Source organism: Paenibacillus sp. J31P13 (genome assembly GCF_056269295.1).
The window spans coordinates 117,291-130,094 of sequence record NZ_JBWDNR010000003.1 but is presented as its reverse complement, the minus strand read 5'-3'; the positions used below and the strand labels follow the sequence as shown (position 1 = coordinate 130,094).

Below are 12,804 nucleotides of genomic sequence, written 5' to 3'. Positions count from 1 at the left end.
TTACACATTCCACTTTCTGTTTGAACTTATGATGTTAAGAGCTAGCAGAAGAAGCGTTGTTAATCCTACAGAAATAACAGCCATAGCCATTCCTAGCGATACCTCACCCTGCTCGAATTGCGCAAAAATATACGTTGCCGAGGTTTCCATTGAAGGAGGAAGAATCATGAGTGAGGCTACAAGCTCACGTACCGAAATCGTAAAGGTCATCATCCAACCGGCCAGCATGCCCGGAATAATTAACGGAAACAAAACCCTGCGAAAAATATAAATAGGTTTGCCGCCAAATACTTGACCGGCCTCAAATAATGACGGGTCCAGCTGTCCAAAGTTAGCTTTAACATACTGTACCGTATAGGGTATGAAAAAAACGACATACGTCAGCACAACCATTCCATATGTGTTATATAGCGGAATCGGCATCCATGGCGAATTCCAAAAAATGATTAATGCAACAACAATAACGATTCCGGGTACGGTATTCGGCAGTAAACTGAACAAATCTGTAATGCGCTGCGGCCATGTCAATGACTTCTTGATTGTTAAGGCAAACCATGTTCCCAGAATCACCGAAATGGTCGCGGCAATAAGCGAGAGACTAAGACTATTCATCAGCGCTTGCATACTTTTGGAGCCCCAAGTGAGCAGCTCTCCATAATGCCGGAAGGTGAAATTCCCCCATGCCAAACCTTCACCGCGCAGCTTCATCATAGAAGCAGCAATAATAGAAAAGTATGGAACAGCTATAGAGCAGACGAGCAAGCCCGCCGTATAAAGCCAGCATAGCAGCTTTGTTACGGTATTTAATCGATACTGCTTGCTTCGTGAACCCTTCCCCCCAACTAAGCGATAAGTGAATTTTTGACTCACGACAGTCTGTAAATACCATAGCAGCAAGCATGTGCTCAATAAAACAGAAGCAAGCGCAGTGGCTTTGCCGAAATCGATTGGCCAACTAGAAATATATTTATGAATTTCTGAAGTCAGCACATAAAACCCAATTTTTCGCCCAAATGTCGTTGGTGTACCGAATTCGGCAATGGTTTTCACGAAAATAAGTAAAGCTCCCATCGCGTAGCTTGAGAAGAGCAGCGGCAATACGATACGTCGAAATCTGTAAAAAAACCTCCCGCCATGTATGGCTGCGGCATCCTCCTTGCTCCCGCCGATCTGAACCAGCGCATTGCGCAAAATTAAATAGAGAAAAGGAAATAAGTGCAGGCACATAATGATAACCATACCGAAAAAACTGAAGAAAACCGGTGTAAGTTTCGCTGCGGATGGAAGCAGCTGTTCTAAGTAACCATTTGTCTGCATGAATAAAATCCAGCCCATTGAACCAATATACGGCGGAGTCATAAAAGGAATTAAAAGTACAACATCCAGCCACGTGTGGCGGCCAAGCTCCGTCTTTGCCATAATCCATGCAAGAGGCAGGGCGAGCAAAGTGGTCCCAAGCACTACGCATAAGCCAAGCCCTATTGAATTTAAAAATACGCCAAGCAGATGATTTCCCAAAATAGTTCGCGGCGGAGCCAGCAAATCAAGAGAACCATTCGGATACACGCTTGTTAGAAAGATGAAAAAAAGAGGAACGACGACTAGCAGCATTAATAATAATATTGCTAGCGTCACTCCGATAGATTTTACATTCATTTTGCCTATAAATTGCATGAAGTCACCATCTTATTCACTTCTATTATTTGAAAAGCTCCGTAAACTTCTTCGTGATATCATCGCTATTGCTGTCCATCCATGCCCAGTCTACTTTCAGCAATGGAATATCGTTCATGCCAGGACGGCCCTTTGCTTCCACATCTTTGCGGCCAGGCAGTAGATAGGTATCCGCAACCATTTGTTGAGCCTCATCTGAAATTAAGTAATCAATAAAAGCTTTTGCATTGTCTACGTTTTGACTCGTCTTAATAATGGCAGCTGGGCGTGGGCTAATTACCGTTCCACCGGCAGGATAAACCAAATCAATCGGTTCGCCCTTTGCTTTTGCTTGGTAGGTCATGTAATCCACACCTGCTGCTACCATGCTTTTTGCACCGGTAATAACAGGATCGAGCGCTTCTTGGTTTGCACCAGCCAAAGCAATACCGTTAGCTTTGAATTGCTCGAACAATCCCCAGCCCGCATCGCCTTGGGCGCTTAAATAACCTGTAATGAAATCTAGTGCAGATCCAGATAACGCAGGGTCTGGAATATTCACTTTGCCCTTCCATTCCGCCTTCGTTAGATCCTCCCACTCTGTTGGAGGTGTAGTTACCAGCTTCGTATTGTAGGCAATGCCCAAAGCCGAAGCACTGTATCCGAAATAGTTGCCTTCTAAATCGGACCAATCAGAGATTAGCTTGTCTGCATTTGGAGCGTCTGTATACGGCAGAGTCATTCCGCTGTTCTTTAAGCCTTGTGCTGAAGGCAGTGAAGCAAGAACAACAACATCTACGACAGGATTTCCTTTTTCTGCTTCCATGCGAGCCAAGATCTTGCCTGTCGTTCCTTGGAACATTTCAACTTTAACGCCTGTTTTCTCCTCGTAGCCCTTTTGAATCGCTTCCGCTAATCCCTTTGGCCCTGCGCTATACACAACCAGTTTCCCACTCAGCTTGATATCTTCCGGTTTTTCCGTTGAAGCCGCTGTTTCTGTTGGTGTATCCGTCGCTGGAGGCACTGAAGCTGACGATCCCCCTGTATTTTGCGAATTACCGCATCCCACGAGTCCAAATCCAACCATTGCTGTTAACACAATAAACGCACCGTTTTTAAAACCCTTTGTAAATTTCACTTTGTAATCCTCCCTTAATTTCCATTAATATAATGAATATTTGATTTATTTATTGCGATCTGTACCGTGTCCCCGACAGGAAGACGCTTGTCATGATAAGCAATCCAGCTTCCTAAGGAACCCATATCCAGCCCTATTTCATAGCGATCCCCCACATAGCTAACCGCATGAATACTGCCTAAATACCTCTGTTGCTCGTCATTGCCTTCCGCTAAGAAACGAATATGCTCTGGACGAAATACTTGCTCGTTCTTCACCAGCCAATTTGATTTTCCAATAAATTGTGCAACGAAAGGATGCGCCGGTCTGTGATAGATGTCCTCCGGTGACCCGATCTGAAGAATCTGTCCCTCCTGCATAACCACAATTTCATCCGACATCGACATAGCTTCAACTTGATCATGCGTTACATAAAGCGCAGTCAATCCAATGTCCCGCACCAGACTCGTTAGCTCAATCCGCATTTCATCCCGCAGCACAGCATCAAGCGCGCTTAACGGTTCATCGAATAGGACAAGCTGCGGTCTCATTGCGACTGCTCTGGCAAAAGCAACCCGTTGCTGTTGTCCGCCGGATAGCTGATGCGGGTAACGCTTCTCCATCCCTTGCAGCCTGACCATCTCTACCGCTTCTTGTACGCGAAGCTTGATATCCTTCGTCCTTCCTGATGCTCGCAGTGAAAAAGCTACATTCTCAAAAACCGTCATATGCGGCCATAACGCAAAATCTTGAAATACCATTCCAAAATTACGGCGGTGTGCTGGCTTGTTCATCTTCTGAGCAGCAGAGAAGTAACAATCCTCACCGACATAAATTTCTCCACGTTCGGGTATATCAAGACCAGCAATCATGCGCAGCAATGTCGTCTTCCCACATCCTGAAGGACCGAGCAGAGTCGTAAATCTGCCCTTTTTGATATGAAGATCCGTCGGTTTTAGTGCGCGTACTTGATCGAATGATTTCTCTAAGCCTTTAATAATCACATCCATATTATCAACCTGCCTATTTGCCTATTCTTGCTGAACTACCTTTAGTTTACTTGTCCAAATGATGCAAAGTATTATTCTAGCGTTAATCCTGTGTTAATTTTTTCGATGGATACTATTCAACAGCATAGATTTTATCTATACTAATGGGGGACTCATACTGTCAGCGAGGAGATTGGAACACGATGAACCTTAACTTGATGAAGTTTAGAATCGTTGAATTATTAGCACAGCATCATAAAATCACTCATGTCGCTGAGCTGCTCGATCTCAAGCAGCCAACCGTTACCTTTCATATGAAAAATCTAGAGAGGGAGTTTGGCGTTCAGCTATTTGAGTCTCGTGCGAACAAAATATATTTGACTGAGGCAGGAGAAGCACTCCGTCATTACGCGCAAAAAATTAATGTTCTCGCCCAGGATGCAGAACGGGTAGTAAAGGAATTTAATAAGCTGGAACGCGGCTCCATTCGAATTGGTGCCAGCTACGTTCCGGGAACCTACATTTTGCCTGCTATTCTAAGCAGCTTTGCACAGGAATACCCGCAAATCATGATTTCACTGGTTGTGAAGACATCACCCGTTATAAAAGACATGCTAATTAACCATGAAATCGACATCGGCATTATATCAACCGAGCCTTTTCAACTCCCGCCGCTTGTCAGTGAAATGATTTGCGAGGATGATCTCGTCGTTATCCTCTCTCCCAATCATCCATTAGCAAAGTACCCTGAGCTGAATCCTGCTCTGCTCGCTAAGGTTCCATTCATTCTGCATGGTCCAGAATCAAGTACAAGACAATTAACCGACAAGTGGGCTTTAGCTCATAACATGATGTTTCACGCACATTTAGAGATGGATTCCGTGGAAGCCATTAAACAGTCCGTCATGCTAGGAAGCAGCGCCGCATTCATTTCAAGGCTTGCCGTCAATAAAGAGGCTGAGCTTGGGGAGCTAGAAATCCGCCCCATTCCCCATAATCTATTTAAGCGATATGTTTATCTGAGCTATAATCAAGAACGGAGACAATCCGCATTAATCGAACAGTTCACTCAGCATCTACAGCATTTCATGCAGCAATAGAAAAAAGAGATGATCCACTCCTTAATAGGAGAATCATCTCTTTCGCTTCTCTAATCCTATTTATTGAAAAGGAACAACCTCGTCATTTATGCGAAGCTCCTTCATGTTTTTCATTTCTACCGGCACATTTGGAAAATATTTAGATCGCCATGTTCCATTTGTTTCTTGGACTACCGTATGGTTATAAGGTATCTTCGAACCATCTATCAGCATCATTTCTACTTGGATCTTATCCGTAAAATCTATATGTCCCGTAATCGTTATTCCCATTCTTTGAATGATGACTTCATCTAATATGGCTTCATCCAGCTTAACGTTTTGGACGACCCTCTTCGCATCATCCACTGCTTCCAGCTTAAATGTTGTTGCCCAATTTCCTTCCGTATAGTTATTATTTTCAACAAAAAAACCATACAAAGCGTAGGAAGCAATCTGAGATGAGTCTACATCAAAAATATATTCAGCATACTCATTGCCGTAGATTGTGTTTCCAGCTTCATCTATTCCAAACGAAATATTGCTCGCATATAATTTCTCACCGCTAGCATCCAGCAAATACAATCCTCCATGATTATCTACACTAGAATCCCATTTCATTTGCACATGAAGTCTCTCATCGATATAGCCAATATTGGATATATGTGCAAAATCGATTTCAGGTAGGACAATTTCTTTCCCATCTGCCTTTAATATATCAATTATGCCCTTTTCTTGTAATTCAGAATATAAATCCCCCCCGCCGCCGGGTATATGATTCATATCAAGTTGTACCGTTTCAGGTGTTTCTTTGACTACATCAGCAAGCGGAATAAGAGTATTTACTTCGTTATAATATTGTTTACCGCTCAGAAATGAGCTTACACGAACCGTTACCTTTTTGCCGTTCAATTTATTGCCGCCATTTGCGATCATTCTTATCGTTGCTGTTCCTGTTGCTTCATTATAATCAACAAGCTCATGCGAATGAATATTTGCACCATTGATGGAATAATTGTATAGATCAACCGTTTTGTCTACACGCTCTCCCGTTAAATCCTGCAGCGTTAAATAAACAATAGCTGTTTCATCATCATTCATGGCTGCAACAACTTCCATTTTTATTCCCTTATCCTCAGAAACTAGCTCAACAGGCTGCAGGAATAGAGCCGTATCCGGACTTACTACTTGCAGTAGCCCATTAAAAGCAGGAATTTTCGCTGCCATTACCGGAATGGAAAGGACCAGACAAATACTTATTGCAGCTACAAATGATAAGGGCTTCCTGATCGTTTTTTTCTTATGCAGGGTGTTGTTTCGTATCCTTTCCTCAAGCTCGCTGCTAACAACAATGGAGGATAATCTCGAATCAATGATAGGTTTAATTTTGTTTTCACTATTATCATTCATAATCATTCCATCCCTTCAAATGTGTCTTTAGCTTTTCCCTAGCCCGCGTTAACCTCGTAGCAACAGTAGACTCCGGTATTTGCAGAGCCTCAGCCATTTCACGAATCTTCATATCCTGATAATAATAAAGGAGAATGACTTCTTTATATTTGGATGACAGCTTCATAATGTGATAGATTAGCGCATCATCTTCTACTTCTTTGTTTTCCCCAGGTATATTTTCAAGCACAGCTGAAGCATCTATTCTTCTCCACCAGGAGCTGCGCAAATAGTTTTTACAAACATTAATAGCAATCCGCATAACCCACGTTTTTTCACTGGCTTTACCTTCAAATTGAGAGTACCTGCTATAAACCTTAATTAAGGTATCCTGAACGGCGTCCTCTGCCAAGCGAATGTCCTTCAGATACAGAAAACACATGCGTAGTAAAGAATCTCCATATTCTTCAACTATTCTATGTATATCTGGCTTCGCATTTTGATCTGTTGCCGATCTTGAAATCATCCTGCTAAACCTCCTTTCAGCCATTAGACACATGATAGAACCTTTTTCTTTCATATTTCATAAAAAAAAGGGTCAATTCAAAATATCATTGCATATATAGATACGGAAAAAATAGAAAAGGACCTCCTAGTTTATAGGAGGCCTTGTTGGTGTGATACCTTTATTCATCTAACATACGTTTCTTGTACACGTATACAGCTAATGCGTGAATAGCAATCGCCCACAAAAGAATGATTCCTAAGTTAGACCATATATCCGCAAAGCCTGCTCCAGTCTCAACCTGCTCCGCTAGATCAATAAGCTGTTGATTGGGCAAGTATTCCACGACTTTTAGAATAGGATATTTCTCAATTAAGGGAACTAGGAAAGAACCAAAATTAAATATTGCAATAACAGGCAGAATCGCAACCGAAGCTTCCATGACCGACTTTGTTAGCAGCCCGACCAATGTTCCTGCTCCTAAGTAGAAAATGGCGGAAAAGAACAGTGCTATTGTGATAATTAGAAAGTTACTAGTATGATAATCCATTAATAAACCTGAACCTATAACAATGATGACTGTAGCAATCAGGCTTAACAGGCTTTTACCCGAGAAAATCTCGATCGTACTCGCAGGAGATAACATAAGTCCCCTTAAGGTATTCTTTTCCTTCTCCTCAGCAATTAGCGCTGATTGCACATAAGTCGCCACCAACGTAAAGGCTAAGTTAAAAATCATAAATTCAGCATTAATTGATTCTAAGCCCATTCGTCCATAAAATGCAGCCATAATTAAGGGCAGAATCACCGTAGTCGTTACATACAGGTTTCTTGATACATCCTTATAATCTTTATTTAGAATAGCGAATACCCGCTTCATCGAAAATGTCATGATAATTTCCTCCCTGTTACTTCTACAAAGATATCTCCGAGTGTAGGATGATTAGATTGAACGGACGAGACCCTATTTGTGCTCATGTATTGGAATAACTGCTGAGCCCCATCAGAGCCTGACGGAACGATTACCTTTGAGCCATCCGTCAGCTCTACGGTGAGAGTTGCATCACTGCGCTGCTCACGCAGCTTTTTTGGGGAGTCCAGCAGCTGAATTTCGCCATTGTTGAGGAAAGCAACGCGATCACATAGGATTTCGGCTTCGTTCATATCATGCGTCGTTAGAAAAATCGTTGTACCCTTCTGCTTCAGCTGCTCTAACCCTTCATAAATATGCTTCGTGTTAGTGGGGTCCAAAGCAGATGTTGGCTCATCTAGAAATAACAGCTGGGGCTCATGCAGAAAAGCGCGCGCTAATATGACCCTTTGAGTCATCCCTTTGGATAACTTTGAGACGATCTTCTTGCTTTCTTGAGCCAGGTTCACCATTTCTAGCACTTCATTAATACGCTTCTCAGCCACATCGTATAAGTTACAGTAAAGCTTCAAATTATCGTAAACGGTCAGTCGACCATATAGGGCAGTGTTGTCTGTAATGACTCCAACTTTTTTGCGGAACTTCTCTTCTTTTAATTGATGAGTAGGTACTCCGAAAACGTACGCACTTCCCGAGGTCGGGTTTAACTGTCCCGTTAATATTTTAATTGTAGTTGTTTTACCCGAGCCGCTCGGTCCCAAAAATCCGAAAATTTCGCCCTTTCTCACATTAAAGGATACATTCCTCAACGCTCGAAAGTCTGAAAATGATTTCTCTAATGAAGCCACTTCAATCATGTTTTCCATGTTCCTCTCAACCTCCATCATGTTTCCTGCTATGCCTTCATACTAGGCCAGATGGGGAAGAGGCGCATTATAATCCCATTGAAAGGAGCATACACAATGGCGAATGGCGCATTATCAGGGGTGAATGGCGCATAAAACAGTGTGTTTGGAGTATGTAATTCCGCGAATGGAGCTTATTTGAGCCCGATCATTTCCTTTAATTCTGCCATTTTCGTTTTGGACAACGGAACCGATGACTTCGCCTGATCATCCAAAACGAGGCTATAGCTATTTCGTGTGTAGGTTACGACTTCTCTTACCTTTTGAAGATTGACGATATAAGAGCGATGACAACGGAAAAATCCATACGTCTGCAATCTTTCCTCCAGCTCGTTAATTTTAAAAGTGGTTGGATACATTTCACCCTTAATGTAGAGATTGGATTGTCCATCGCTGCTCTCAATGTAATCTATCTCAGGCGGATTAAATAAGATGATCTTATCATTCATTCGAGTTGGAATTTTCTCAAATCGAACCAACTGGACAACGGGTTCCTCTTCGCTCACTTCACCTTCATCTGTTAGATGTGATTCCGTTTCATTTCCATTAGGGACATCAGAAGACAATCCATTTTGAACATCTGAAGGTTCAGGTGTATCTGACGTGTCTTGCACATCAAAAGCCTTTAATCCCTTTTCGTCGAGGCGATATACCTGACTTGTCACACTCAGCGCAGTTTCCATATTGCCTGTCAGTATGAGGACGGCTTTTCCACTTTCACCAAAAAAACGGATCAGCTTCTTAAAAACGAGCTTTGTCTCATTATCGACGTTCTGTTCCGGTTCTTCAAACACGAATAGAGCCGCATTTTGAAATAATAAACGGGCATACTGAACCCTTTTCTTCTCCGAAGCGCTCAGCTTCACTAGACGGGTATTTACTTTCATATCCAGATTAACCATCCGAATAGCATCGGCGACCGATAGGTCGGATTCATACAAGTTTTTAAAGAAGGTCATATTTTCTTTTACCGTTAGCCGCTCGTAAAATCCTTCATCCAGCAATAATAATCCGATCTGTGACATATAAGCTCTTCTATTATGACTATACGTCTCTTCCTTTACTCGAATTTCTCCGTTAGAAATCGGTAATTTTCCTGTTAACATAGACAACAGCGTATTACGTACGTTCATGCTCGAATAGAGCGCAACCACTGCATGCCGAGCAACTTCTATATGAAAAGCGGGGAATACTAACACATTCTCCGTATATCTCTCTAACTCTCTTATTACTAGAACCGACACTTTATCACCTAATCCACATATAGTTCCAATGAAATATATTCCATTAGACCATGTTTATTATACATGACGGAACTCTATAGCTGAACAAAACATCTCGCACAAAATGAAAAAACGACCTCGTAAGGTCGGTTCTTCATTTTATCGATGGAATTGCATCAATCATTAAAATGATAGAAATTCCTGCTAGATGAGCTGGGTAAAAAGAACGCCATAACCATCTTGGAATTTTATATGCTTCTATCCCCTTTATAATATGCGGCATATATAATATGGCAATCGTTGGCCAAATACTGATGATTTGCAGCAGCCAGCCTTTGTAGAAAAGAAAGAAAAGATTCAATAAGATATGGAAAAAGACCATTTCCTTTTTACTTGTATATCTATAGATAAGAATAAGAAATAAGCCATACATGCCATAATCAAAGTTAAAGTACTCCAAGATAAAGCTTGCAACGACAATGAGCAATATTTTAAAAATAAATAATTTCATTTTATCCATACCTAACAAGACAATTAAGCAAATAGAAAAAGATCCAACTACATTAATGCCAGTCGCACTAAGCCCATACATGTAAGGAAATTGCGATAATAATGCAATCAATACTAAGCGAAAAAAGTATTTCTTTTTATCTTTGGTATGCCGGTAACCCGATACGATCATATAAGCATAGATCGGAAAAGCAATACGTCCTATCACTCTCCACGCTATTTGATCTTCAAAAAAGACCTTTCCAACATGATCAATGACCATTGTCAGCATGGCTAGAAATTGCATCTTTTTCACCCTTCTCATTCATAGAAATTTCATATGCTGAAGCAGCTTCTCTTGTCTCATTATATAATGAAAAAAACCCACAATCATTAAGATTATGGGTTAAAACATAGCATTGTCCTCTTAATTATCTCCCTCCAAACCCTCGTCCTCCGCCTCCGTTTGAAGTTCTGCCGCTTGTCACGCCCGACTCTGTTAAATAGGTTATCGAATTAGCAATTGTCATACTGACGACTTTTGTGCCGTTTTGATAATTGCCATCCGTATAAAGACCGTCTGACTCATCACCTGTAGAAGTACCGCCAGAATAAAATGTATACGAAGAATCCTTTGTTAGTTCAGGTGAGGATATGACTACGGTTTGATAATCCTTAGCCGGTGCAAATGTGGCAATTGTCTCGCCCGTGTTGTTCTGCACACTCACAATTGATCCCGCCTGCTGCGTGCTTGAATATTGCATCATAATGGAATGCTGTGTCGATTGTTCGGATGGCGTCTGTGCCATGCCCGCACTTCCTGCAGCAATCAGCAATCCACCGCTTATTTCAAATTCACCGTCATAATCTAATGCACCATTATTATTAGCTGTTGGCCCGTTCACAATAACCGTTCCGCCAGTCATATAAATAGACCCGTTCGAATCTAATCCATCGCCTGTTGCATTAACGACCACATAACCGCCATTCAAATGAAGCGCACTGTCACCGGAGGAGCTAAACGTATTTTGTCCCTGACGCCCATTTATAGAAGATTGATCATTGCCACCGCTAACATTAATACCATCATCACTGGAAACTACATGTATGTTCCCGCCTGAAATCGTTATAAGATCGCTTTCTATGCCTTCATAGCTTTTACCAATGTCGATGGTGCCTCCAGCAATTGCAATGGATGAGTCAGCATGAATGCCGTCATCACCAGAAGTAAGGGATAAATTATCACCTGCAATGGTGACACTATTATTGCTGTGTATCGAATCATCAGCTGAATCAATTAGAAAGACGCCACCGCTAATGGTAATATCTGTTGAAGCCTTAAGCCCCTTAGCGCTTTTCGTTTCCGTCACATCGCTTGCCTCAGTTGTTTCGGCTCCCCTTCCTTCACGTGCTCCCCCCTTATTATCCTCTGCTTTAACACTGCCATTGGCGCTGCCGCCGCCTGAGACAATGGTGTATTGCCCACCGGAAATAGACAACTGTGTTTCTGCTTGAATGCCGTCAGATCCTGCTTTTATATGAAAAGCACCTCCTTCAAGCGCGATATATCCTTTTGAGGTATCAGTATCATTTGTAGATTTCATCCCATCTCCAGCTGCATCGATAGTGAACGACCCATCTTTTATGGCCAGCATGTCCCGTCCAATGATGCCATCGTCAACGGAGTCAATCGTAATACTTCCTCCTGTAATCATTACATCATCTTTACCAGTAATTCCATCGTTGAAGTTACCGCTCACTGTTAAGCTGCCTGTTCCGTTGATCGTGAGATCATCCTTGCTGAAGATGGCAGCATTAGGAGCATCTTCACTGGTATCTGCGTAATTCTCTCCGTCCGTTACGATATTTTGCGTTCCTTCCTGTAAGGTAAGGATTGTTTTGTCGGCTTGTTTGACAAAGATTGCAGCACCTTCAGAATTATGAATTTCTGCTCCGTTTAAGACTATTCTGACAGTACCGCTGTTTTCAAGATCAATTATAATCTGACCATCGTCCAGTTTTCCGCTAACGACATAAACACCTGGCAATGCAATCGTAATCTGATTAGCAATCATTATTGCTCCAGACCCTTTAAGGCTTGCAGAAGTGCCGTTTAGCTCCACATAATTAGGATCCTCATTTTCCCAATCGCTATAATAGTCCTCATCTTTATATGCAACCTGCTCTATAGCTGCTGTGCTGACTGTAGATCTATTGTCTACGGCTACTTCTTTAGTTTCTTCTATCTCGGTATCTACATTTGTCGTCGCTACATTGTTGCTGCAGGATACCAACAATAATAGACTGAAAAATACAGATGCTAGCTTCAGCTTATTAAATGTACGATTCATCATTTGCCATCTCTCCTTATCTTCTACCTTATTATTCTTTGCCAGTTTAATCCTGTTATTAATGTATCAACTCAACCTGAACCATCCCTGAAGCCAAACTGAAACAATTCTGAGTGTCTACTAGTAACAAGCCTAATATTGAGTACCCATAACGATTAAGTAATTGCTCAATTTCTGGTTTAAAGATAATATAGCTCCAATAAAATAAGGACATTGCCCTTCCGGGCAATGTCCTA

Annotated in this window: 11 protein-coding genes; 1 reads left to right on the top strand and 10 read right to left on the bottom strand. The window is 41.8% G+C overall.

Annotated features, from left to right (window positions below; translation table 11 throughout):
* The 3 genes from AC0YOD_RS11590 to AC0YOD_RS11580 form a co-directional block, all read right to left on the bottom strand.
* Entirely contained in the window at positions 1–1,674 is a 1,674-nt protein-coding gene (locus AC0YOD_RS11590; protein WP_475799455.1) for an ABC transporter permease, read from the bottom strand.
* Positions 1,675–1,699: 25 nt separating this feature from the next.
* The gene (locus AC0YOD_RS11585; protein ID WP_475799974.1) at positions 1,700–2,740 is read right to left on the bottom strand and encodes an ABC transporter substrate-binding protein; all 1,041 of its coding nucleotides are present in this window, start codon (positions 2,738–2,740) and stop codon (positions 1,700–1,702) included.
* Positions 2,741–2,805: 65 nt separating this feature from the next.
* Positions 2,806–3,780: an ABC transporter ATP-binding protein gene (locus AC0YOD_RS11580; RefSeq protein ID WP_475799454.1), complete on the bottom strand. Its 975-nt coding sequence runs from the start codon at positions 3,778–3,780 to the stop codon at positions 2,806–2,808.
* Positions 3,781–3,962: 182 nt separating this feature from the next.
* Here AC0YOD_RS11580 and AC0YOD_RS11575 point away from each other — a divergent pair, with 182 nt between their 5' ends.
* A complete protein-coding gene (locus AC0YOD_RS11575) occupies positions 3,963–4,859 on the top strand; it encodes a LysR substrate-binding domain-containing protein (RefSeq protein WP_475799453.1) in 897 nt (298 codons plus the stop codon).
* 60 nt (positions 4,860–4,919) lie between these two features.
* Here AC0YOD_RS11575 and AC0YOD_RS11570 read toward each other — a convergent pair whose 3' ends face one another.
* The 7 genes from AC0YOD_RS11570 to AC0YOD_RS11540 form a co-directional block, all read right to left on the bottom strand.
* Entirely contained in the window at positions 4,920–6,245 is a 1,326-nt protein-coding gene (locus tag AC0YOD_RS11570; protein ID WP_475799452.1) for a DUF4179 domain-containing protein, read from the bottom strand.
* Positions 6,238–6,750, bottom strand: a complete 513-nt coding sequence (locus AC0YOD_RS11565) for a sigma-70 family RNA polymerase sigma factor (protein ID WP_475799451.1) — start codon at positions 6,748–6,750, stop codon at positions 6,238–6,240. The genes AC0YOD_RS11570 and AC0YOD_RS11565 overlap by 8 nt, the downstream gene beginning before the upstream one ends.
* Positions 6,751–6,910: 160 nt before the next feature.
* The gene (locus AC0YOD_RS11560) at positions 6,911–7,621 is read right to left on the bottom strand and encodes an ABC transporter permease (RefSeq protein ID WP_475799450.1); all 711 of its coding nucleotides are present in this window, start codon (positions 7,619–7,621) and stop codon (positions 6,911–6,913) included.
* Entirely contained in the window at positions 7,618–8,466 is an 849-nt protein-coding gene (locus tag AC0YOD_RS11555) for an ABC transporter ATP-binding protein (protein ID WP_475799449.1), read from the bottom strand. The genes AC0YOD_RS11560 and AC0YOD_RS11555 overlap by 4 nt, the downstream gene beginning before the upstream one ends.
* A 173-nt stretch (positions 8,467–8,639) precedes the next feature.
* Positions 8,640–9,638 carry a LytTR family transcriptional regulator DNA-binding domain-containing protein gene (locus AC0YOD_RS11550; RefSeq protein WP_475799448.1) on the bottom strand — a complete coding sequence of 333 codons (999 nt, stop codon included), beginning with the start codon at positions 9,636–9,638 and terminating at the stop codon, positions 8,640–8,642.
* Between the two features lie 244 nt (positions 9,639–9,882).
* Entirely contained in the window at positions 9,883–10,524 is a 642-nt protein-coding gene (locus AC0YOD_RS11545; protein WP_475799973.1) for a TraX family protein, read from the bottom strand.
* Positions 10,525–10,648: 124 nt separating this feature from the next.
* The gene (locus AC0YOD_RS11540; RefSeq protein WP_475799447.1) at positions 10,649–12,571 is read right to left on the bottom strand and encodes a carbohydrate-binding domain-containing protein; all 1,923 of its coding nucleotides are present in this window, start codon (positions 12,569–12,571) and stop codon (positions 10,649–10,651) included.
* Positions 12,572–12,804: the final 233 nt, after the last annotated feature.